Source organism: Streptomyces sp. NPDC051452 (assembly GCF_044454765.1).
GTDB lineage: Bacteria > Actinomycetota > Actinomycetes > Streptomycetales > Streptomycetaceae > Streptomyces.
In genome coordinates this window covers 67776-88152 of record NZ_JBITEB010000011.1, presented here as the reverse complement: position 1 = coordinate 88152, position 20377 = coordinate 67776, and the positions used below count along the sequence as shown (strand labels likewise).

Below are 20377 nucleotides of genomic sequence, written 5' to 3'. Positions count from 1 at the left end.
GCCATGGCATACGGACAGAAGATCCTCAAGGGCGATGCTTACAAGCGCGCCGCGATCAAGCGTCGCCACATCCGGATCCGCAAGCACATCTCGGGTACGGCCGAGCGGCCGCGCCTGGTCGTGACGCGTTCCAACCGCCACATCGTGGCCCAGGTCATCGACGACATCAAGGGTCACACCCTGGCGTCGGCGTCCACCCTGGACGCGTCCGTCCGCGGTGGCGAGGGCGACAAGTCCTCGCAGGCCAAGCAGGTCGGCGCCCTGGTCGCCGAGCGTGCCAAGGCCGCCGGTGTCGAGGCCGTCGTGTTCGACCGTGGTGGTAACCAGTACGCCGGGCGCATCGCCGCTCTGGCGGACGCCGCCCGCGAAGCCGGACTCAAGTTCTGAGTCGGTTCCGTAGCTAGCGGAGACAGAGAGAGGTAATTCCAATGGCTGGACCCCAGCGCCGCGGTGGCGGTGCCGGTGGCGGCGAGCGGCGGGACCGGAAGGGCCGTGACGGCGGCGCAGCTGCCGCCGAGAAGACCGCGTACGTTGAGCGCGTTGTCGCGATCAACCGCGTCGCCAAGGTTGTGAAGGGTGGTCGTCGCTTCAGCTTCACCGCGCTGGTCGTGGTGGGCGATGGTGACGGCACCGTGGGTGTCGGTTACGGCAAGGCCAAGGAGGTGCCGGCCGCCATCGCCAAGGGTGTTGAGGAGGCCAAGAAGCACTTCTTCAAGGTCCCCCGTATCCAGGGCACCATCCCGCACCCGATCACGGGCGAGAAGGCTGCGGGCGTCGTCCTGCTCAAGCCGGCTTCCCCCGGTACCGGCGTTATCGCCGGTGGTCCGGTGCGTGCCGTGCTCGAGTGCGCCGGCGTGCACGACATCCTGTCGAAGTCGCTCGGCTCGTCGAACGCGATCAACATCGTGCACGCCACCGTGGCGGCCCTCAAGGGCCTGCAGCGTCCCGAGGAGATCGCGGCTCGCCGTGGTCTGCCGCTCGAGGACGTCGCTCCCGCGGCTCTGCTGCGTGCGCGTGCCGGGGCGGGGGCCGCGTAATGGCTCAGCTCAAGATCACGCAGACGAAGTCGTACATCGGCAGCAAGCAGAACCACCGTGACACCCTGCGCTCCCTTGGTCTCAAGGGCATCAACACGCAGGTCGTCAAGGAGGACCGCCCCGAGTTCCGCGGCATGGTGCACACCGTCCGCCACCTCGTGACGGTCGAGGAGGTCGACTGATCATGGCGGAGAACAACCCGCTCAAGATCCACAACCTCCGTCCCGCCCCGGGTGCCAAGACCGCCAAGACCCGTGTGGGTCGTGGTGAGGCGTCGAAGGGTAAGACGGCTGGTCGTGGTACCAAGGGCACCAAGGCCCGTTACCAGGTTCCGGAGCGCTTCGAGGGTGGCCAGATGCCCCTCCACATGCGTCTTCCGAAGCTGAAGGGCTTCAAGAACCCGTTCAAGACCGAGTTCCAGGTCGTGAACCTCGACAAGCTGGCCTCGCTCTACCCCGAGGGTGGCGAGGTCACCGTCGAGGGTCTGGTGGCCAAGGGTGCCGTTCGCAAGAACAGCCTCGTCAAGGTCCTCGGCCAGGGCGAGATCTCCGTGGCGCTGCAGGTGACGGTCGACGCCGTCTCCGGCTCCGCCAAGGAGAAGATCACCGCCGCGGGCGGTACGGTCACCGAGCTGGTCTGAGTTCCTCAGGTCCGCCGATGACGTGAACGATCCCGACCGGGGATACTCCACAAAAGGGGTATCCCCGGTTGGTCGTTCCTAGGGTGGTGCTCTCGCCGGTAAGGTGGCTTGCACTGCCCACTTTTACCGGGTGCTCCTCATGGGGCACCCTGAGCGGCAGTCAGCCGTTATTCATGTCGTAGTTCCATTGGACTCTCAAGACCGTCACCCTTGACGCAGTTGCGCGGGGGTCGCAGGAGGCACCGTGCTCACCGCGTTCGCCCGGGCGTTCAGGACGCCCGACCTGCGCAAGAAGCTGCTCTTCACGCTCGGCATCATCGTGGTGTACCGGGTGGGTACCCACATCCCGATCCCGGGTGTCAACTACAAGGCTGTCCAGCAGTGCGTCAGGGAGGCCTCGGGTAACCAGGGCCTCTTCGGGCTGGTCAACATGTTCAGTGGCGGTGCTCTGCTGCAGATCACGATCTTCGCGCTCGGGATCATGCCGTACATCACGGCGAGCATCATCCTGCAGTTGCTGACGGTCGTGATTCCGCGTCTGGAAGCCCTCAAGAAGGAGGGACAGGCGGGGACTGCCAAGATCACGCAGTACACCCGGTACCTGACGGTGGCGCTCGCGATCCTGCAGGGCACCGGCCTGGTCGCCACCGCCCGGAGCGGCGCGCTGTTCGGTACGTGCTCGGTGGCCGGTCAGATCGTTCCGGACCAGGCGATCTTCACCACCATCACCATGGTCATCTGCATGACCGCGGGTACGGCCGTCGTGATGTGGCTCGGCGAGTTGATCACCGACCGCGGTATCGGCAACGGCATGTCGATCCTGATGTTCATCTCGATCGCCGCGACCTTCCCGTCCGCCCTGTGGGCCATCAAGAAGCAGGGCACCCTGGCCGGCGGCTGGATCGAGTTCGGCACCGTGATCCTGGTCGGCCTGGTCATGGTCGCCCTGGTCGTCTTCGTCGAGCAGGCCCAGCGCCGCGTTCCGGTGCAGTACGCCAAGCGCATGATCGGCCGGCGTTCCTACGGTGGTACGTCCACGTACATCCCGCTCAAGGTGAACCAGGCGGGTGTGATTCCCGTCATCTTCGCCTCCTCGCTGCTCTACATCCCGGCACTTGTGGCGCAGTTCGCGGGGGGCAAGTCGGGCTGGAAGACCTGGGTCGAGCAGAACCTCACCAAGGGCGATCACCCGATTTACATCACTGCGTACTTCTTGCTCATCGTTTTCTTCGCGTTCTTCTACGTGGCGATCTCCTTCAACCCCGAGGAAGTCGCCGACAACATGAAGAAGTATGGTGGCTTCATCCCGGGCATCCGGGCTGGCCGACCGACCGCTGAGTACCTCAGCTACGTGCTCAACCGGATCACCTGGCCGGGTTCGCTGTATCTGGGTCTGATCGCTCTCGTACCGACAATGGCGTTGGTGGGCTTCGGGGCAAGCCAGAACTTCCCGTTCGGTGGTACCAGCATCCTGATCATCGTGGGTGTCGGTCTCGAGACGGTGAAGCAGATCGAGAGCCAGCTCCAGCAGCGCAATTACGAAGGGTTCCTCCGCTGATGCGTATCGTCCTCGTCGGGCCGCCGGGTGCCGGTAAGGGAACGCAAGCCGTACGGCTCGCCGAGAAGCTGGCCATCCCGCACATCTCCACGGGCGACCTGTTCCGGGCCAACATCAGCCGGCAGACGGAACTGGGCAAGCTCGCGAAGTCCTACATGGACGCCGGCAACCTCGTTCCCGACGAGGTCACCATCGCGATGGCCAAGGACCGCATGGAGCAGCCCGACGCGGAGAACGGCTTTCTGCTGGACGGCTTCCCGCGCAACGTCTCGCAGGCCGAGGCGCTGGACCGGCTGCTGGAGTCCGAGGGCATCACGCTGGACGCCGTCCTGGACCTGGAGGTCCCCGAGGACGAGGTCGTCAAGCGGATCGCCGGGCGGCGCATCTGCCGCAACGACTCCTCGCACGTCTTCCACGTGACGTACAGCCCGCCGAAGAAGGAAGGCGTCTGCGACGTCTGCGGCGGCGAGCTGTACCAGCGCGACGACGACTCCGAGGACACCGTCCGCAAGCGGCTCGAGGTGTACCACACGCAGACCGAGCCGATCATCGACTACTACAAGTCGCAGGGCCTGGTCCGTACGATCTCCTCGCTGGGTCCGGTGGACGAGGTCACGGAGCGGGCGCTGGAGGCGCTCAAGCGCGAGAAGGCCGAGAACAAGTAGGTCGCGGTTCTTCCGGCCGCGGTGCCCGTCCCCGGATGTCGTCCGTGGGACCCCCAGGGCGCCGCGGCCGTACTGTTGTGTAGGTAACCCAGCCGACGTGAGTGACGGAGAGCGCAGGCCCCCATGGTGCAGATCAAGACCCCCGAGCAGATCGCCAAGATGCGTGCGGCGGGCCTGGTCGTAGCCGCCATCCACGTGGCCACACGCGAGGCGGCGGTGCCCGGCGCGTCCACGCGCGATCTGGACGAGGTCGCGCGCAAGGTGCTGGCCGAGCACGGGGCCAAGTCGAACTTCCTGGGCTACGGCGGCTTCCCGGCGACGATCTGCACCTCGGTCAACGACGTGGTCGTCCACGGCATCCCCTCCGACGAGGTCGTCCTCAAGGACGGCGACATCATCTCCATCGACTGCGGCGCGATCGTCGACGGCTGGCACGGCGACGCCGCCTACACGGCCTTCGTCGGCTCGGGCCACGCGCCGGAGCTGATCGAGCTCTCCCGGGTGACCGAGGAGTCGATGTGGGCCGGCATCGCGGCCATGAAGCTCGGCAGCCGGCTCGTCGACATCTCCCGGGCCATCGAGACGTACATCCGTCGCCAGCCCAAGCCCGGCGGCGGCCGCTACGGCATCATCGAGGACTACGGCGGCCACGGCATCGGCACCGAGATGCACATGGACCCGCACCTGCTGAACTACGTCGAACGCCGCCGCGGCAAGGGTCCCAAGCTGGTGCCCGGCTTCTGCCTCGCGATCGAGCCGATGGTCTCCCTCGGCACCCCCCGAACCGAGGTCCTCGAGGACGACTGGACCGTCATCACCACCGACGGCACCTGGTCCTCGCACTGGGAGCACTCGGTCGCCCTCACCGAAGAGGGCCCCCTGGTCCTGACGGCCCCGGACGCGGGCAGGGCGAAGCTCGCCGAGCACGGCGTGACGGCGGCCCCGGACCCTCTCGCCGGATGACAGCCCGCACCACCACCGCCGCCGCCGGCATCGGCCCGCGGCTTTCGGGCATAGGGATCACCGGCAAGGGGAAGTCTCTCTCGATTCGCCTTTCCGAGGGCTGCGACGTAGACTGACTCGTCGGCTCTCGTGCACCCGCATGTCCGCATGCTCCCGTAAGGGAAACAGGGTAAGCCCGAGAGTCGATCAAGGTAGTCGATTCGAAGGGCGAAGCGTGGCCAAGAAGCAAGGTGCCATCGAGATCGAGGGCACTGTCGTCGAGTCTCTTCCGAACGCCATGTTCAAGGTCGAGCTCCAGAACGGCCACCAGGTCCTGGCACACATCAGCGGCAAGATGCGCATGCACTACATCCGCATCCTCCCTGACGACCGGGTCGTGGTGGAGCTGTCTCCGTACGACCTGACGCGTGGCCGGATCGTCTACCGCTACAAGTAGATCTTGCCCGCGCCCCGGGCCCGCCCGGTGCGATGGCACTGACCCGGAGAACCTCACCAATGAAGGTCAAGCCGAGCGTCAAGAAGATCTGCGACAAGTGCAGGGTGATCCGCCGTCACGGTCGGGTCATGGTCATCTGCGAGAACCCGCGCCACAAGCAGCGCCAGGGCTGACGCAGGACCGATCCCTCTGCACCCTCGCAGAGATTCGCGCGACGCAAGCTGAATATGTTCATACGCAGGACCCGAGCCCTTCGGCTCGACACCCCCGGTTCGGAGGCCGGGGACCCGGTTCGTACCTGGTACGGCGGCCGGGAGCCGGTTCTGCGGAAGACCTCCGAAGATTCACCAGGAGCCATTGAATGGCACGCGTTTCCGGTGTTGACATCCCGCGCGAAAAGCGCGTGGAGGTCGCCCTCACCTACGTGTTCGGCATCGGCCGGACGCTCTCCCAGCTGACGCTGGCGGAGACGGGTATCGACCCGAACACCCGTGTTCGTGACCTGAGCGAAGAGCAGCTGGTCGCGATCCGCGAGTACGTCGACAGCAACATCAAGACCGAGGGTGACCTCCGTCGCGAGATCCAGGCCGACATCCGCCGCAAGGTCGAGATCGGCTGCTACCAGGGTCTCCGTCACCGTCGCGGCCTGCCCGTCCGCGGTCAGCGCACCAGCACCAACGCTCGTACCCGCAAGGGCCCGCGTCGCGCCATCGCCGGCAAGAAGAAGCCGGGCAAGAAGTAGTCCGCAGCGGACCTCTGTCCACGGTCTTCGCTGTAGGACCGACCACCTCCCGTAGGAGTTAGTAGATGCCCCCCAAGGGACGTCAGGGCGCTGCCAAGAAGGTGCGCCGCAAGGAAAAGAAGAACGTCGCTCACGGCCACGCGCACATCAAGAGCACGTTCAACAACACGATCGTGTCCATCACGGACCCGTCGGGCAACGTGATCTCCTGGGCCTCCGCCGGCCACGTCGGCTTCAAGGGCTCCCGGAAGTCCACGCCGTTCGCCGCGCAGATGGCCGCCGAGTCGGCTGCCCGCCGCGCCCAGGAGCACGGCATGCGCAAGGTCGACGTGTTCGTCAAGGGCCCGGGTTCCGGTCGTGAGACCGCCATCCGTTCGCTCCAGGCGACCGGTCTCGAGGTCGGCTCCATCCAGGACGTCACCCCGACCCCGCACAACGGCTGCCGTCCGCCGAAGCGCCGCCGCGTCTGACGCACGGTCGCTTCGAGGATTCGGGCGGTACGACCCCGTAACACGGGCCGTATCGCCCGTACCCTTGCAGTACCCGCACTTCTCACCGGGTGCGGTTTCCGTCGGGCGTCAAATAGCGGGCGTCCACGAAAGAAGGATCTGATCCACACATGCTGATCGCTCAGCGTCCCTCGTTGACCGAAGAGGTCGTCGACGAGTTCCGCTCCCGGTTCGTGATCGAGCCGCTGGAGCCGGGCTTCGGCTACACCCTCGGCAACTCCCTGCGCCGTACCCTGCTGTCCTCGATCCCGGGTGCCGCTGTCACCAGCATCCGCATCGACGGCGTCCTGCACGAGTTCACCACCGTGCCGGGCGTCAAGGAGGACGTCACCGACCTGATCCTCAACATCAAGCAGCTGGTCGTCTCCTCGGAGCACGACGAGCCGGTCGTGATGTACCTGCGCAAGCAGGGCCCGGGTCTGGTCACCGCCGCCGACATCGCGCCCCCGGCCGGTGTCGAGGTGCACAACCCCGACCTGGTCCTCGCCACGCTCAACGGCAAGGGCAAGCTGGAGATGGAGCTGACCGTCGAGCGCGGTCGCGGCTACGTCTCCGCCGTGCAGAACAAGCAGGTGGGCCAGGAGATCGGCCGTATCCCGGTCGACTCCATCTACTCGCCGGTTCTCAAGGTCACGTACAAGGTCGAGGCGACCCGTGTCGAGCAGCGCACCGACTTCGACAAGCTGATCGTCGACGTCGAGACCAAGCAGGCGATGCGTCCCCGTGACGCCATGGCCTCCGCGGGCAAGACCCTGGTCGAGCTGTTCGGTCTGGCTCGCGAGCTCAACATCGACGCCGAGGGCATCGACATGGGCCCGTCCCCCACGGACGCCGCCCTTGCCGCCGATCTCGCGCTGCCGATCGAGGAGCTGGAGCTCACGGTCCGCTCCTACAACTGCCTCAAGCGTGAGGGCATCCACTCCGTGGGTGAGCTCGTCGCGCGTTCCGAGGCCGACCTGCTGGACATCCGCAACTTCGGTGCGAAGTCCATCGACGAGGTCAAGGCGAAGCTGGCCGGCATGGGCCTGGCCCTGAAGGACAGCCCGCCCGGATTCGACCCGACCGCCGCGGCCGACGCCTTCGGTGCCGACGACGACGCGGACGCCGGTTTCGTGGAGACCGAGCAGTACTGAGTGCTCCGCGGGGAGGCCGTACTGCGCGCGATTCCCCGCGCCCCTTCCAGGCCCCCTCGGGGGCCTGGATCTCCGACGGGCGACCGCCCGCTCGGATACTGACTCCGGTACCTGATACGGCCGGGGCAGACACCTAGGAGAAACACCATGCCGAAGCCCACCAAGGGTGCCCGTATGGGCGGCAGCGCCGCGCACGAGAAGCTGCTCCTCGCGAACCTCGCGAAGAGCCTCTTCGAGCACGGCCGCATCACCACCACCGAGGCGAAGGCCCGCCGGCTGCGCCCGTACGCCGAGCGTCTGGTCACCAAGGCGAAGAAGGGCGACCTTCACAACCGCCGTCAGGTGCTCCAGGTCATCACGGACAAGAGCATCGTGCACACGCTCTTCACCGAGATCGGCCCGCGGTACGAGAACCGTCCCGGTGGCTACACCCGCATCACCAAGATCGGTAACCGCCGTGGCGACAACGCGCCCATGGCCGTCATCGAGCTGGTCGAGGCGCTGACGGTGCAGCAGAACGCCGTGGGTGAGGCCGAGGCCGCCACCAAGCGCGCGGTCAAGGAGGCGGACGAGACCAAGGTCGAGGAGACCAAGGCCGAGGACGCCACCGAGGCTCCGGCCGAGGAGTCCAAGGACGCCTGAGGCTCTGCCTGACGCTGTAAAGCGGGCTCGCCCTTCGGGGCGGGCCCGCTTTCGCGTACTGAGAGGATCTGATCTGTGAGTGAAGTACAGCCCGGTCATGTCCGCGTCCGCCTCGACCTGTCCTACGACGGCTCAGGCTTCCACGGCTGGGCCAAGCAGGCCGGCGGCAAGCGGACCGTGCAGGGGGAGATCGAGGACGCCCTGCGTACGGTGACGCGGTCGAAGGAGACGTACGAGCTGACCGTGGCCGGGCGGACGGACGCCGGGGTGCACGCGCGCGGGCAGGTGGCCCACGTCGACCTGCCCGGGGACGTGTGGGCCGAGCACCGCGAGAAGCTGCTCAAGCGGCTCGCCGGGCGGCTGTCCAAGGACGTGCGGGTGTGGCGGCTCACCGAGGCGCCGGAGGGCTTCAACGCCCGGTTCTCCGCCATCTGGCGCCGCTACGCGTACCGGGTCACCGACGACCCCGGGGGAGTGGATCCGCTGCTGCGCGGCCACGTGCTGTGGCACGACTGGCCGCTCGACGTCGACGCCATGAACGAGGCCGCCCGGGCGCTGCTCGGCGAGCACGACTTCGCCGCCTACTGCAAGCGGCGCGAGGGCGCCACCACGATCCGCACGCTGCAGGAGCTGAGCCTTGAGCGGGGCGCGGACGGGGTGATCACCGCGACCGTGCGGGCGGACGCCTTCTGCCACAACATGGTGCGCTCGCTGATCGGGGCGCTGCTGTTCGTCGGGGACGGGCACCGCGGGCCGGAGTGGCCCGGCAAGGTGCTCGCCGCCGGGGTCCGCGACTCCGCGGTGCACGTCGTACGGCCGCACGGGCTGACGCTGGAGGAGGTCGGTTACCCGGCCGACGAGCTGCTGGCCGCCCGGAACAAGGAGGCCCGGAACAAGCGCTCGCTTCCCTCGGCGGGGTGCTGCTGAGCTACCGGTTCGCCGCCGCGGACGCCTGTGCCTGGCCGCGGCGGTGGATCTGGTCGAAGGTGAACTGTCCGAGGTCGTCGCCCATGCCGAAGACCGCGCTGTCCTTCGTCGTGACGCTCTTGCCGTTGGTGAAGCCGGCGATCGTGAAGTAGGCGTAGCGGCCGTAGGCGTTCGTGGTGGTGCGGCAGATCGCGGCGTTGCAGAAGTCCTTGACGCCCTTGCCGGGCAGGGAGTGCACGAGGCTCTTCTTGCTGCCCGCCTGGGACTTGGTCTTCGTGGCCTGTGCCTCGGTGTCGAAGACGGCGACGCCGACGGTGACCGCGATGCCACCCTTGCTGTAGGTCGCGCGCAGCAGGCGGGTGCAGCCGTTGGCCGTGAGGACCTTCGGCAGGTTGCCGCCGGCGGCCGAGGCGCAGTCCTTCGTGTCGGCCGTGGCGCCCTTCTGGTACACCGTGTCGCCCATGGTCAGCCGGGTGCCGGGGAAGAGCGTGGCGGGGCTGAGCGGGGCGGTGTCCTTCTTGGCGCTGGATATGAAGTCCTTCGGGTCCAGCGGTGGCGGGGCGCTGGTGGGCGCGAAGGACGGCGTCGTGGACGCCGAGCCCGGCAGCGAGGCGCCGGCGGGCAGGTTGCCGCCACCGGCCTGCGGGTCGCCGCCGCCGTTCGCGGAGACGACGGCCAGGGCGACGGCCGTGCCGACGGCGGCCGTGGCGAGCGCGCCACCGCCGATGAACAGCAGCCTGCGGCGTTTGTTGCGGGTCTCCGAGGCCTGCGCGAGCGCGGCCCAGTCCGGAGTCCCGTCATCACCGCCACTGCTCCACGGCTGCTGTTGCGATTGCGGTTTCCAGGGATCCCACTGAGACTGGGAGCCCCCCTGCCCGTAACTCATGGGGCGCATCTTAGACGGGGGCCGGGGGATGTCGGACCGCGTCCGGCGGCATGCCTCGTTTGTCCGGCGTGCGCCTGTCGGCATGCCTCGTTTTGACCCGTCCGGGGGCCTCACGGTAACCTGCTTCTTCGTTGTGTATTGGCTTGCTCATTCTCACGGGACGGGCCCTTACACCGGTCCACCGGGCCGATGACCAGCGACCCCACGTACGCGGTATGCGTCGCCGCCGTGCGGTCCAGGCTGTCGTGATCGTTTCGGTGACCTGTTCAGGACCATTCACTCGAAGCGAAGGCTACGAACCGTGCGTACGTACAGCCCCAAGCCCGGCGATGTGACGCGCCAGTGGCACGTCATCGACGCTCAGGACGTTGTCCTGGGCCGTCTCGCCACCACCGCAGCGACCCTCCTCCGGGGTAAGCACAAGCCGATCTACGCGCCGCACGTCGACGCTGGTGACTTCGTCATCATCATCAACGCCGACAAGGTGCACCTGTCGGGCAACAAGCGGACGCAGAAGATGGCCTACCGCCACTCCGGCTACCCGGGTGGTCTGCGTTCCGTCCGTTACGACGAGCTGCTCGACAAGAACCCCGAGAAGGCCGTCGAGAAGGCCGTCAAGGGCATGCTCCCCAAGAACACGCTGGGCCGTCAGATGCTCTCGAAGCTGAAGGTCTACAAGGGTGACCAGCACCCGCACGGCGCGCAGCAGCCGCAGCCGTTCGAGATCACCCAGGTCGCGCAGTAGTACCGGCCACCCCCTAAGACTGAACGGAATCTGAGGAGAATCGTGGCCGAGACCACTGCCGAGCAGCCGCTCGAAGAGCTTGACATCGACAGCTACACCACCGAGTCCGAGGTCCCCGTCGAGGGTGAGTACACCTCGGAGTCGATGGCTTCCCGCTTCGGCGAGCCCCAGCCGGCCGCCGGCCTGGGCCGTCGCAAGAACGCCATCGCCCGCGTCCGGATCGTCCCGGGCACCGGCAAGTGGAAGATCAACGGTCGCACCCTCGAGGACTACTTCCCGAACAAGGTGCACCAGCAGGAAGTCAACGAGCCCTTCAAGGTGCTCGAGCTCGAGGGTCGTTACGACGTCATCGCCCGCATCGCGGGTGGCGGTGTCTCCGGTCAGGCCGGTGCGCTCCGTCTCGGTGTCGCCCGCGCGCTGAACGAGGCCGACGTCGACAACAACCGCGGCCCGCTGAAGAAGGCCGGCTTCCTCAAGCGCGACGACCGTGCGGTCGAGCGCAAGAAGGCCGGTCTGAAGAAGGCCCGCAAGGCCCCGCAGTACAGCAAGCGCTAAACAGCAGCTGCCTGCTCGTACTCCGAACGCCCCGGCGGCACGCCACATGTGCCGTCGGGGCGTTCGTTTATCCCGGCCAAGGGCGTATAACGACACAAGACGCTCAAAGGCTTGTGTGACCGGATCGCATGGCGTCTGCCATCATTCCCGGCAGCATGGACGCTTCCTCAGGAGGACAAGTGGGACGACTCTTCGGCACGGACGGCGTACGCGGTGTCGCCAACGCGGATCTCACGGCCGAGATGGCGCTCGGCCTCTCCGTCGCCGCGGCACACGTGCTGGCCGAGTCGGGCACCTTCGAGGGCCACCGGCCGACGGCCGTGGTCGGACGGGACCCGCGCGCGTCCGGGGAGTTCCTGCAGGCGGCCGTGGTCGCGGGCCTGGCCAGCGCCGGTGTGGACGTGCTGTGCGTGGGTGTGCTGCCGACGCCGGCGGTCGCCCACCTCACCGGCGCGCTCGGCGCCGACCTGGGCGTGATGCTCTCCGCGAGCCACAACGCCATGCCGGACAACGGCATCAAGTTCTTCGCCCGCGGCGGCCACAAGCTGGCCGACGACCTGGAGGACCGGATCGAGGCGGTGTACGACTCGCACCGGCACGGTGAGCCCTGGCAGCGGCCGACGGGGGCCGGCGTCGGCCGGGTGCGGTCGTACGAGGAGGGCTTCGAGCAGTACGTCGCCCATCTGCTGTCGGTGCTGCCCAACCGGCTCGACGGCCTGAAGATCGTCCTGGACGAAGCGCACGGCGCGGCCTCGGGGGTCTCGCCGGCGGTGTTCTCCCGGGCGGGCGCCGAGGTCGTCACGATCGGCGCCGAGCCGGACGGGCTCAACATCAACGACGGCTGCGGCTCCACCCATCTGGACAAGCTGAAGGCCGCCGTCGTCGGACACGGGGCGCACCTCGGCATCGCGCACGACGGTGACGCCGACCGGTGCCTTGCCGTGGACCACACCGGCGAGGAGGTCGACGGCGACCAGATCCTCGCCGTGCTCGCGCTGGCGATGCGCGAGCGCTCCGCACTGCGGTCCGACACGGTCGTCGCCACGGTGATGTCCAATCTCGGCTTCAAGCTGGCGATGGAGCGCGCGGGCATCCGGCTGGTGCAGACGGCCGTCGGTGACCGGTACGTGCTGGAGGAGATGAAGCGGCACGACTTCGCGCTGGGCGGCGAACAGTCCGGGCACGTGATCATCCTGGACCACGCGACGACCGGTGACGGCACCCTGACCGGGCTGCTGCTGGCGGCGCGGGTCGCACAGAGCGGCCGTACGCTGCGCGACCTGGCCGCCGTGATGGAGCGGCTGCCGCAGGTGCTGGTCAACGTCCCGGACGTGGACAAGTCCCGGGTGAGCACGTCGGCCGACCTGGCCGCCGCGGTCGCCGAGGCGGAGCGGGAGCTGGGCGAGACGGGGCGGGTGCTGCTGCGTCCCTCGGGTACCGAGCCGCTGGTCCGGGTCATGGTCGAGGCCGCCGACATCGAGCAGGCCCGCTCGGTCGCCGGCCGGCTGGCGGACGCGGTGAAGTCGGCGCTGGGATAGTTCCGGGCGCCCGGGGCCGGCGCCATGCCGGCCCCGGATGAAGGCCACGTGGGTGACCGGCGGCGTCGGGGTGATCAGGCGCGGATGCGCTGCGTCACAGCTTGCGGAGCCGCAGCCGCTGCACCTTGTGGTCCGGTCCCTTGCGCACGATGAGGGTGGCGCGGCCGCGGGTGGGGGCGATGTTCTCGACCAGATTGGGCTTGTTGATCGTCCGCCACAGGGTGCGGGCGTAGTCGAGGGCCTCCTCCTCGGAGACCTGGGTGTACTTGCGGAAGTAGGAGTTCGGGTTCTGGAACGCCGTCCGCCGCAGCTTGGTGAAGCGGTTGAGGTACCAGCGCTCGATGTCGTCGGCGCCGGCGTCGACGTACACGCTGAAGTCGAAGTAGTCGGCGAGACCCACCCGGGTGCGGCCGTCCTTGCCGGGCAGGGCGGGCTGGAGGACGTTGAGACCCTCGACGATCAGGATGTCCGGGCGGCGGACGGTGAGCCGCTCGTCCCGCACGATGTCGTAGATCAGGTGGGAGTAGACGGGCGCGGTCACCTCGGCCTTGCCGGCCTTGATGTCGGCGACGAAGCGGGTGAGGGCCCGGCGGTCGTAGGACTCGGGGAATCCTTTCCGCGACATCAGGCCGCGGGCCTCCAGCTCCCGGGTGGGCAGCAGGAAGCCGTCCGTGGTGACCAGTTCCACGCGCGGGTGTTCGGGCCAGCGGGAGAGCAGCGCCTGGAGCAGGCGGGCCACCGTGGACTTGCCCACGGCGACGGAGCCGGCGACTCCTATGACGAAGGGGGTGCCGGACTGGGAGCCCTGCTCGCCGAGGAAGGTGTTCAGCGCTCCCCGCAGGCCGTCCGTGGCACCGACGTAGAGGTTGAGGAGCCGGGAGAGCGGGAGGTAGATGTCCCGCACCTCGTCGAGGTCGATGACGTCGCCGAGGCCGCGGAGCTTCTCCACCTCCGCGGCGGTGAGCGGGAGCGGCGTCTTGTCGCGCAGCGCGCTCCACTCGGCGCGGGTGAGGTCGACGTAGGGAGTCGCCTCCGGCCTGTGCCGGTGGGCGCTCCGGGGCATCGGAGAGACCGGTGAGATCACAGTCCATTGTGAACGGAGTTTGAACGGGGTGGCGGGTGGGGTCCGTCACGTGGGCCCGGGGCCCGGAAAATGCCGCGGGGGCGTCCGGTCCCGCCCGCCCCGCGCCCGGGCGTCAGCCGGCTCTTTCCGTGTGCCTGACCCGGTGGTAATTTCCGATTTCGGGCACGCGGCGCCCGTTTTCGGCGGCCAACTGATCGTAGGCTGCCGCTCATGTGCGGAATCGTGGGATACGTAGGGTCGCAGTCGGCGCTCGATGTCGTGATGGCCGGGCTCAAGCGACTGGAGTACCGGGGGTACGACTCGGCGGGTGTCGCCGTGCTCGCGGACGGCGGACTGGCCTCCGCGAAGAAGGCCGGGAAACTGGTCAACCTGGAGAAGGAACTGATCGAGCGTCCGCTGCCGGCGGGTTCGACGGGTATCGGACACACGCGCTGGGCCACGCACGGCGGCCCCACGGACGCCAACGCGCACCCGCACCTGGACAACGCGGGCCGGGTCGCCGTGGTGCACAACGGCATCATCGAGAACTTCGCCGTGCTGCGGGCGGAGTTGGCCGAGCGGGGCCACGAGCTGTCCTCCGAGACGGACACGGAGGTCGTCGCCCATCTGCTCGCCGAGGAGTTCTCCGCGACCGGCGACCTCGCGGCGGCGATGCAGCTGGTGTGCCGGCGGCTGGAGGGCGCGTTCACGCTGGTCGCGGTCCACGCCGACGAGCCGGACGTGGTCGTCGGCGCACGGCGCAACTCCCCGCTGGTGGTGGGCGTCGGCGAGGGCGAGGCGTTCCTGGCCTCCGACGTCGCCGCGTTCATCGCCCACACCCGCTCGGCGATCGAGCTGGGCCAGGACCAGGTGGTGGAGCTGCGCCGCGACGGCGTCACGGTGACCGGCTTCGACGGCCGCCCGGCCGAGACCCGCTCCTACCACGTGGACTGGGACGTCTCCGCGGCGGAGAAGGCCGGCTATGACTACTTCATGCTCAAGGAGATCGCCGAGCAGCCCAAGGCGGTCGCCGACACCCTGCTCGGTCGCATCGACCCCTCCGGCTCGCTGACCCTGGACGAGGTCCGCATCAGGCCCTCCGAGCTGCGCGAGCTGGACAAGGTCGTCATCGTCGCCTGCGGTACGGCCTTCCACGCCGGGATGATCGCCAAGTACGCCATCGAGCACTGGACGCGCATCCCGTGCGAGGTGGAACTGGCGAGCGAGTTCCGCTACCGGGACCCGATCCTGGACGGGCGCTCCCTGGTCATCGCCATCTCCCAGTCCGGCGAGACCATGGACACCCTCATGGCGCTGCGGCACGCCCGTGAGCAGGGCTCCAAGGTGCTGGCGATCTGCAACACCAACGGGTCGACGATCCCCCGCGAGTCGGACGCCGTGCTCTACACGCACGCCGGGCCGGAGGTCGCCGTCGCCTCCACCAAGGCGTTCCTGACCCAGCTGGTCGCCTGCTACCTGGTGGCCCTGTACCTGGGCCAGGTCCGCGGCACCAAGTGGGCCGACGAGATCCAGGCCGTGATCAGGGACCTGTCCCGGATCTCGGAGGAGGTCGAGCGGGTCCTGGCGACGATGGAGCCGGTGCGGGCGCTGGCCCGCACCCTGGCCGACAAGGACACCGTGCTGTTCCTGGGCCGGCACGTGGGCTACCCGGTCGCCCTCGAAGGCGCCCTGAAGCTCAAGGAACTGGCCTATATGCACGCCGAGGGCTTCGCGGCGGGCGAGCTCAAGCACGGGCCGATCGCGCTGATCGAGGAGGACCTGCCGGTGGTGGTGGTCGTACCGTCACCGCGGGGCCGGTCCGTCCTGCACGACAAGGTCGTCTCCAACATCCAGGAGATCCGGGCGCGCGGGGCGCGGACGATCGTGATCGCGGAGGAGGGGGACGAGGCGGTCGTGCCGTACGCCGACCACCTGATCCGGATTCCGGTGACGCCGACCCTGCTCCAGCCGCTGGTGGCCACCGTGCCGTTGCAGGTCTTCGCCTGCGAACTGGCCACCGCCCGGGGCAACGAGGTGGACCAGCCGCGCAACCTGGCCAAGTCCGTGACGGTGGAGTGAGGCCGGCGCCCCGGGTCAGTCGTCCTGGGCGGACCGGCCCCGGCCGGCCAGCAGCCCGGGGTTGAGCCGTACCGCCTGCACCGCGTTCACGCCGACGATGCCGAGCCAGCCGGCCACCATTCCGGTGATACCGGCGAAGGTGCCGGCGATCGCGGACAGCGGGATCGCCAGCACCAGGGTGATCAGCGCGAAACCGTAGCGCTCGGCCCAGGAGCCGACGTCCTTGGGCCGCCGGCTCCCGCGGGCCGCCGCCATCTGCTGCTCGGCCAGGTGCCGCCGCACGCGGCGGTCCGTGATGTCGTCGATCCGCTGCTCGACCCGCTCCAGGAACGAGTCCACCAGCGCGGAGTCGTACTCCTCGCCCAGCTCCCTGCGGGTCTGTACGGTGGCGTCGAGGTCCTTGCGCAGGTCCATGTCCTGTTTCAGCCCGACGTCTCGCGGGTCCGATGCGCTCATGCGGTTCACCCTAGGGAGCGTTCATCCCCTCCGCACTGGGGACAACCCCCCTTTTCGCGTCCTCGGGCGAGAACGCCGCGTTCCGCCGTGCGACCTCTTCGGGGACGACGTCGATCGAACGCAGTTCCACCAGGTCGCTCATCTACTTCACCGGCCGGTGCTGCCGTGCGGGCGTCGGCAGGGTGGTCGTCTCGGACTGGATCATGAGATGCCCCTTGTCCGGCTGTATAACGTCATGCAGAGTTCTTGGTGTCTGAATAGGTTGCCAATGCTCCGGTCCCGATCCGAGGGGAGTTTGGCGTGATGTCGTCTCGCATCATGGACACGCCACAGTCCATGCGGTCCGGGACCGTCGTCCTCGACGGCGCCGGACTCACCGTCGAGGACGTCGTACGCCTCGCCGACGGCGTCGCCGTGCCGCTCCCGGAGGCCGGCGCGGTGAAGCGGGCGGAGGAGTCCTGGGACGCCGCCCGGCGGATCGCGGCCACCGGACGCGTGTACGGCCGCTCCACCGGCGTGGGCGCCAACCGGAACGAGGACGTGCCCACCGAGGCCGCCGCCGGGCACGGACTGCGCCTGCTGCGCAGCCACGCCGGCGCCATAGGCGAGGAACTCCCGGCCCGGCAGGTGCGCGCCATGCTCGCCGTCCGGGCCAACCAAGTGCTGGCCGGCGGCGCCGGACTGCGGCCCAGCGTGGTCACCGCCCTGTGCGAGGCGCTGGAGACGGGCGCCTTTCCCGTCGTCAACGAGTTCGGCTCCGTCGGCACCGGCGACATCGCCGCGCTCGCCCAACTCGGGCTGGCACTGGTCGGCGAGCACCCCTGGCGAGGCGCCGCGGCCCCCGCGCCGCAACCCCTCGACAACAACGACGCCCTCGCCCTGATCAGCAGCAACGCCCTCACCCTCGGCCAGTCCGCCCTCGCCCTGCACGAACTGGACGGGCTGATCGGCGCCACCCAGGTCGTCGCGGCGCTCTCCCTGCTCGCCGTCGACGGCTCCCACGAGGCGTACGCGGCGCCCGTGCACGGCGCCCGTCCGCACCGGGGAAGCACCGAGGCGGCACGGCGGATGCGGGAACTGATCGGCGCCGCCGACCGGCCGACACCGCCGCTGGGCCGGCTCCAGGACCCGTACGGCTTCCGCTGCCTGCCGCAGATACACGGTCCGGCGCACGACGCGGCCGACACCCTCGGGCAGGTCCTGGCCGTGGAGATCAACGCGGCCGCCGAGAACCCGCTCATCGTCCCCGAGGACCAGGCCGCCTACCACCACGGCGGCTTCTACCAGGCCCAACTCGCCCTCGCGCTGGACCATTTCAGGCTGGCGACGACCCAGGTGGCCCGGCTGTCGACGTCCCGCCTGTCCACCCTCAACGAACCCGCCTACACCCGTCTGCGGCCCTTCCTCGCCGACCACGAACCGGCCTCCTCCGGTGTGATGATCCTGGAGTACGCGGCCGGAGCGGCCCTCGGCGATCTGCGGGCCTTCTCGGCCCCCGCCTCGCTCGGCCACGCTGTACTCTCCCGGGGCGTCGAGGAACAGGCGAGTTTCGCCTCGCTCGCCGCGCGGCAGACCCTGCGCGCGTGCGGTGCGTACCGTCTGGTGGTCGGCTGCGAACTCGTCGCCGCCGTCCGGGCGCTGCGCCAGCGCGATCTGCGGCCCGACCCGGAGCTGCCCGTCGGCCAGGCGTTCGCGCTCGCCGAGCCGGTCCTCGGCGCCGACCCGGCCGACCGGCCGCTCACGGACGACGTGACGGCCGCGACCGCACTGCTCGACCGGTTCACGGACATCTGGAGGGGGAGCACGCCATGAGCGTCGAACGGGGTACCGACACGGGTACGGGCGCCGCCGCGGCCACGAGCGGCCACGGGAGCCCGGTCGCCTACGGCGGAACCGGCGGGGCGTCCGGGGTGACGGACAGTCCGGCCGCCCGGCTGCAGGCGCTCTTCGAGGGCCACCGGCTCACCCCCACCCAGCGTCGCATCGCGCACAGCATGGTGCGGCGGGCGGCCGACGTGCCCTTCCTGTCCAGCGTGGAACTGGCCGAGCTGGCCGGGGTCAGCCAGCCGTCGGTGACCCGGTTCGCGGTCGCGCTCGGCTTCGACGGCTACCCCGCCCTGCGCAAGCACCTGCGCGAGGTCGTGCCCGCCGAACCGGCCGCGGAGGCGGGCTCGTACAACGAGTACCAGCAGGCGGTCGAGGCCGAGATCGACAACCTCCGGCATCTCGCCGAAGTGCTCGCCGACCCCCGGCCGGTGCGGAAGGCCGGCCGGATGCTCGCCGCGTCCCGGCCGCTGCCGGTGCTCGGACTGCGCGCCGCCGCCTCCCAGGCCTACGGCTTCGCGTACTTCGCCGCCAAGGTCCACCCGGACGTCCGGCTGCTCCACGAGGGCGGCTCGATGATCCACGACCGCATCGACGCGGCCGTCCGCGCCGGCGCCACGGCCCTGCTGTGCTTCGCGCTGCCCCGGCACCCGCGCGAGGTCGTCGACACCCTCGCCTACGCCAAGGAGGCGGGACTGAGCGTCGTCACGGTCGCCGACTCCGCCTTCGCGCCGGTCGCCAAGTACTCCGACCTGCTGCTGCCGGCCGCCGTCGGCACCGGGCTCGCCTTCGACACCGCGTGCGCGCCGATGCTGCTCGGACGGGTGCTGCTGGAGGCGCTCTGCGACGACCTGCCGCAGGCCCAGGCCCGGCTGGAGGAGTTCGACGCGAAGGCGGCCACCCGCGGACTGTTCGTGGAGTGAGCGTCCGGCGCGCCGGGCCGCCCGCTCTCAGATTCGTCTCACGTTCCGCCGGTAGCTTCCCTGGGGACATCAGGTGTGCGGACGTGACACGGGAGGCGACGTGGCGCGCGGAGGTCAGGGACTGGCTCGGGTGGCCGTCGTCGTACGGGCGGGGGCGGCGCCGATGTGGTGGCTCGGAGTGCTCGCCGCGGGGATCGGCGTTCTGGTGCCCGGGGTGACCGGGCGCCGGATCGGGGTGCTGGCCGGCGCCGCGCTGTTCCTCGTCGGCGCGGCCGCGGTGGCGCTGGCGCGCCGTAAGCGGTACGCGGCCCTTGCCCGCGGGGCGGTCCGCGCGGGCAAGTACGACGTCCTTCAGGACCGGGCGGTGACCGTGCGCGGCTGGCGCCGCGGGCATCGCTGGTGGCTGCTGGCGGCCTTCCTCGGCGCGCTCGGTGTCTCCCTCGCGCTGCCGGCGGCCGGCGGCATGCTGCTCGCCGGCCTCGGCACCGGACTGCGGCTGAAGGCCGCCTGGCTCGGCCGGCGCGAGCGGGCCGGGGGAACCCTGCTGTGGGTACGTGTCGACTGGCTCGACCGGCGGGGCGGGAGCCCGGCGGGCAAGGCCGTGAAGGGCCTGCGCGCTACGGGCATCGCGGCCGGCGACGCGGCCCCTGGCGGGGCCCGCCGCCGTCCCGCCGCCCTCGTCTAGACCTCCAGCTCCTCCTCGATCTTCTTCAGCTGGTGCCGGGCCATCGCCAGGTTGGCGCGGTTCGCGTCGAGGACCAGGTAGAGGAAGAGGCCGTTGCCGCCGCGGCTGTTGAGCAGGCGGATCAGGTGGTACTGGTCGGACAGGGTGATGAGTATGTCCTCGATGCCGCCCTTGAGGCCCAGCATCTCCATCGTGCGCATCTTGGCGCGGATCACGTCGGTGTTGCCGGCGGCGGCCACGTTCAGGTCGAAGGTCTTGCTGCCGCCCATGGTCCCCAGCGCCATCCCGCTGGTGTAGTCGACGAGCGCGACGCCGGTGGCACCCTCGATGGAGGTGAGCGCCTCTTTCAACGCGGTCTCGGTGTTCGCCAT

General features: G+C 69.4%; 25 protein-coding genes. 21 read left to right on the top strand and 4 right to left on the bottom strand.

The window, feature by feature from the left end; all coding sequences use genetic code 11:
* Positions 1 to 3 precede the first annotated feature (3 nt).
* The 14 genes from rplR (at position 4) to truA (ending at position 9252) form a co-directional block, all read left to right on the top strand.
* Positions 4 to 387, top strand: coding sequence for a 50S ribosomal protein L18 (rplR, locus tag ACIBA9_RS24485; protein WP_362155159.1), 384 nt, complete (start codon positions 4 to 6; stop codon positions 385 to 387).
* 41 nt (positions 388 to 428) lie between these two features.
* Positions 429 to 1037, top strand: coding sequence for a 30S ribosomal protein S5 (gene rpsE / locus ACIBA9_RS24480; RefSeq protein WP_007384078.1), 609 nt, complete (start codon positions 429 to 431; stop codon positions 1035 to 1037).
* Positions 1037 to 1219: a 50S ribosomal protein L30 gene (gene rpmD / locus ACIBA9_RS24475; protein ID WP_005481207.1), complete on the top strand. Its 183-nt coding sequence runs from the start codon at positions 1037 to 1039 to the stop codon at positions 1217 to 1219. The genes rpsE and rpmD overlap by 1 nt, the downstream gene beginning before the upstream one ends.
* 2 nt (positions 1220 to 1221) lie before the next feature.
* The gene (rplO, locus tag ACIBA9_RS24470) at positions 1222 to 1677 is read left to right on the top strand and encodes a 50S ribosomal protein L15 (protein ID WP_093824865.1); all 456 of its coding nucleotides are present in this window, start codon (positions 1222 to 1224) and stop codon (positions 1675 to 1677) included.
* A gap of 244 nt (positions 1678 to 1921) precedes the next feature.
* Positions 1922 to 3235, top strand: a complete 1314-nt coding sequence (gene secY, locus ACIBA9_RS24465; RefSeq protein ID WP_362155162.1) for a preprotein translocase subunit SecY — start codon at positions 1922 to 1924, stop codon at positions 3233 to 3235.
* Complete coding sequence (locus ACIBA9_RS24460) at positions 3235 to 3900, top strand: adenylate kinase (RefSeq protein WP_399366151.1); 666 nt, start codon at positions 3235 to 3237, stop codon at positions 3898 to 3900. The genes secY and ACIBA9_RS24460 overlap by 1 nt, the downstream gene beginning before the upstream one ends.
* Before the next feature lie 123 nt (positions 3901 to 4023).
* Entirely contained in the window at positions 4024 to 4863 is an 840-nt protein-coding gene (map, locus tag ACIBA9_RS24455) for a type I methionyl aminopeptidase (RefSeq protein WP_399366149.1), read from the top strand.
* Positions 4864 to 5077: 214 nt separating this feature from the next.
* Positions 5078 to 5299: a translation initiation factor IF-1 gene (gene infA / locus ACIBA9_RS24450; RefSeq protein WP_003948620.1), complete on the top strand. Its 222-nt coding sequence runs from the start codon at positions 5078 to 5080 to the stop codon at positions 5297 to 5299.
* 59 nt (positions 5300 to 5358) lie between these two features.
* The gene (gene rpmJ, locus ACIBA9_RS24445) at positions 5359 to 5472 is read left to right on the top strand and encodes a 50S ribosomal protein L36 (protein ID WP_003998809.1); all 114 of its coding nucleotides are present in this window, start codon (positions 5359 to 5361) and stop codon (positions 5470 to 5472) included.
* A 188-nt stretch (positions 5473 to 5660) separates the two neighbouring features.
* The gene (gene rpsM, locus ACIBA9_RS24440; protein WP_362155169.1) at positions 5661 to 6041 is read left to right on the top strand and encodes a 30S ribosomal protein S13; all 381 of its coding nucleotides are present in this window, start codon (positions 5661 to 5663) and stop codon (positions 6039 to 6041) included.
* Between the two features lie 65 nt (positions 6042 to 6106).
* A complete protein-coding gene (gene rpsK / locus ACIBA9_RS24435; RefSeq protein ID WP_003956432.1) occupies positions 6107 to 6511 on the top strand; it encodes a 30S ribosomal protein S11 in 405 nt (134 codons plus the stop codon).
* 149 nt (positions 6512 to 6660) lie between these two features.
* Entirely contained in the window at positions 6661 to 7683 is a 1023-nt protein-coding gene (locus ACIBA9_RS24430) for a DNA-directed RNA polymerase subunit alpha (protein ID WP_003966937.1), read from the top strand.
* 147 nt (positions 7684 to 7830) lie between these two features.
* The gene (gene rplQ / locus ACIBA9_RS24425; protein ID WP_399366146.1) at positions 7831 to 8325 is read left to right on the top strand and encodes a 50S ribosomal protein L17; all 495 of its coding nucleotides are present in this window, start codon (positions 7831 to 7833) and stop codon (positions 8323 to 8325) included.
* A gap of 75 nt (positions 8326 to 8400) precedes the next feature.
* Positions 8401 to 9252 carry a tRNA pseudouridine(38-40) synthase TruA gene (gene truA / locus ACIBA9_RS24420; RefSeq protein ID WP_399366144.1) on the top strand — a complete coding sequence of 284 codons (852 nt, stop codon included), beginning with the start codon at positions 8401 to 8403 and terminating at the stop codon, positions 9250 to 9252.
* A gap of 1 nt (position 9253) precedes the next feature.
* Here truA and ACIBA9_RS24415 read toward each other — a convergent pair whose 3' ends face one another.
* Positions 9254 to 10138 (bottom strand): hypothetical protein, encoded by an 885-nt coding sequence (locus ACIBA9_RS24415; RefSeq protein WP_399366142.1) that lies wholly within the window; start codon positions 10136 to 10138, stop codon positions 9254 to 9256.
* Positions 10139 to 10439: 301 nt separating this feature from the next.
* Between ACIBA9_RS24415 and rplM the strand changes: the two genes are divergently transcribed.
* The 3 genes from rplM (at position 10440) to glmM (ending at position 12976) form a co-directional block, all read left to right on the top strand.
* Positions 10440 to 10883, top strand: coding sequence for a 50S ribosomal protein L13 (gene rplM / locus ACIBA9_RS24410; protein WP_353600321.1), 444 nt, complete (start codon positions 10440 to 10442; stop codon positions 10881 to 10883).
* A 42-nt stretch (positions 10884 to 10925) separates the two neighbouring features.
* Positions 10926 to 11438 (top strand): 30S ribosomal protein S9, encoded by a 513-nt coding sequence (gene rpsI, locus ACIBA9_RS24405; RefSeq protein ID WP_004927169.1) that lies wholly within the window; start codon positions 10926 to 10928, stop codon positions 11436 to 11438.
* A 179-nt stretch (positions 11439 to 11617) separates the two neighbouring features.
* Entirely contained in the window at positions 11618 to 12976 is a 1359-nt protein-coding gene (gene glmM, locus ACIBA9_RS24400; protein WP_362155180.1) for a phosphoglucosamine mutase, read from the top strand.
* Positions 12977 to 13070: 94 nt separating this feature from the next.
* Here the strand turns inward: glmM and coaA are convergent, their stop codons facing one another.
* Positions 13071 to 14039: a type I pantothenate kinase gene (coaA, locus tag ACIBA9_RS24395; RefSeq protein ID WP_399366139.1), complete on the bottom strand. Its 969-nt coding sequence runs from the start codon at positions 14037 to 14039 to the stop codon at positions 13071 to 13073.
* A 231-nt stretch (positions 14040 to 14270) separates the two neighbouring features.
* On the opposite strand from coaA, the gene glmS reads away from it, so the two are divergent.
* Positions 14271 to 16118: a glutamine--fructose-6-phosphate transaminase (isomerizing) gene (glmS, locus tag ACIBA9_RS24390; RefSeq protein ID WP_399366137.1), complete on the top strand. Its 1848-nt coding sequence runs from the start codon at positions 14271 to 14273 to the stop codon at positions 16116 to 16118.
* A 15-nt stretch (positions 16119 to 16133) separates the two neighbouring features.
* Here the strand turns inward: glmS and ACIBA9_RS24385 are convergent, their stop codons facing one another.
* Positions 16134 to 16574: a hypothetical protein gene (locus ACIBA9_RS24385; RefSeq protein WP_399366135.1), complete on the bottom strand. Its 441-nt coding sequence runs from the start codon at positions 16572 to 16574 to the stop codon at positions 16134 to 16136.
* 303 nt (positions 16575 to 16877) lie between these two features.
* Here ACIBA9_RS24385 and ACIBA9_RS24380 point away from each other — a divergent pair, with 303 nt between their 5' ends.
* The 3 genes from ACIBA9_RS24380 to ACIBA9_RS24370 all read left to right on the top strand — a co-directional run bounded on the left by ACIBA9_RS24380 (position 16878) and on the right by ACIBA9_RS24370 (position 20006).
* On the top strand, positions 16878 to 18386 hold the full coding sequence (locus ACIBA9_RS24380; protein ID WP_399366133.1) for an aromatic amino acid ammonia-lyase: 1509 nt from the start codon (positions 16878 to 16880) through the stop codon (positions 18384 to 18386).
* Entirely contained in the window at positions 18383 to 19321 is a 939-nt protein-coding gene (locus tag ACIBA9_RS24375) for a MurR/RpiR family transcriptional regulator (protein WP_399366131.1), read from the top strand. The genes ACIBA9_RS24380 and ACIBA9_RS24375 overlap by 4 nt, the downstream gene beginning before the upstream one ends.
* A 100-nt stretch (positions 19322 to 19421) precedes the next feature.
* A complete protein-coding gene (locus ACIBA9_RS24370; RefSeq protein WP_399366129.1) occupies positions 19422 to 20006 on the top strand; it encodes a hypothetical protein in 585 nt (194 codons plus the stop codon).
* Here ACIBA9_RS24370 and ACIBA9_RS24365 read toward each other — a convergent pair.
* Positions 20003 to 20377, bottom strand: a complete 375-nt coding sequence (locus tag ACIBA9_RS24365; RefSeq protein ID WP_399366127.1) for a hypothetical protein — start codon at positions 20375 to 20377, stop codon at positions 20003 to 20005. The genes ACIBA9_RS24370 and ACIBA9_RS24365 overlap by 4 nt on opposite strands.

Bases quoted from the DNA above. Each gene is read 5' to 3' on its own strand.
- rplR (WP_362155159.1), top strand. From the start codon at position 4: ATGGCATACGGACAGAAGATCCTCAAGGGCGATGCTTACAAGCGCGCC.
- rpsE (WP_007384078.1), top strand. From the start codon at position 429: ATGGCTGGACCCCAGCGCCGCGGTGGCGGTGCCGGTGGCGGCGAGCGG.
- rpmD (WP_005481207.1), top strand. From the start codon at position 1,037: ATGGCTCAGCTCAAGATCACGCAGACGAAGTCGTACATCGGCAGCAAG.
- rplO (WP_093824865.1), top strand. From the start codon at position 1,222: ATGGCGGAGAACAACCCGCTCAAGATCCACAACCTCCGTCCCGCCCCG.
- ACIBA9_RS24460 (WP_399366151.1), top strand. From the start codon at position 3,235: ATGCGTATCGTCCTCGTCGGGCCGCCGGGTGCCGGTAAGGGAACGCAA.
- map (WP_399366149.1), top strand. From the start codon at position 4,024: ATGGTGCAGATCAAGACCCCCGAGCAGATCGCCAAGATGCGTGCGGCG.
- rpmJ (WP_003998809.1), top strand. From the start codon at position 5,359: ATGAAGGTCAAGCCGAGCGTCAAGAAGATCTGCGACAAGTGCAGGGTG.
- rpsM (WP_362155169.1), top strand. From the start codon at position 5,661: ATGGCACGCGTTTCCGGTGTTGACATCCCGCGCGAAAAGCGCGTGGAG.
- rpsK (WP_003956432.1), top strand. From the start codon at position 6,107: ATGCCCCCCAAGGGACGTCAGGGCGCTGCCAAGAAGGTGCGCCGCAAG.
- ACIBA9_RS24430 (WP_003966937.1), top strand. From the start codon at position 6,661: ATGCTGATCGCTCAGCGTCCCTCGTTGACCGAAGAGGTCGTCGACGAG.
- rplQ (WP_399366146.1), top strand. From the start codon at position 7,831: ATGCCGAAGCCCACCAAGGGTGCCCGTATGGGCGGCAGCGCCGCGCAC.
- ACIBA9_RS24415 (WP_399366142.1), bottom strand. From the start codon at position 10,138: ATGAGTTACGGGCAGGGGGGCTCCCAGTCTCAGTGGGATCCCTGGAAA.
- coaA (WP_399366139.1), bottom strand. From the start codon at position 14,039: ATGCCCCGGAGCGCCCACCGGCACAGGCCGGAGGCGACTCCCTACGTC.
- glmS (WP_399366137.1), top strand. From the start codon at position 14,271: ATGTGCGGAATCGTGGGATACGTAGGGTCGCAGTCGGCGCTCGATGTC.
- ACIBA9_RS24385 (WP_399366135.1), bottom strand. From the start codon at position 16,574: ATGAGCGCATCGGACCCGCGAGACGTCGGGCTGAAACAGGACATGGAC.
- ACIBA9_RS24380 (WP_399366133.1), top strand. From the start codon at position 16,878: ATGTCGTCTCGCATCATGGACACGCCACAGTCCATGCGGTCCGGGACC.
- ACIBA9_RS24375 (WP_399366131.1), top strand. From the start codon at position 18,383: ATGAGCGTCGAACGGGGTACCGACACGGGTACGGGCGCCGCCGCGGCC.
- ACIBA9_RS24365 (WP_399366127.1), bottom strand. From the start codon at position 20,377: ATGGCGAACACCGAGACCGCGTTGAAAGAGGCGCTCACCTCCATCGAG.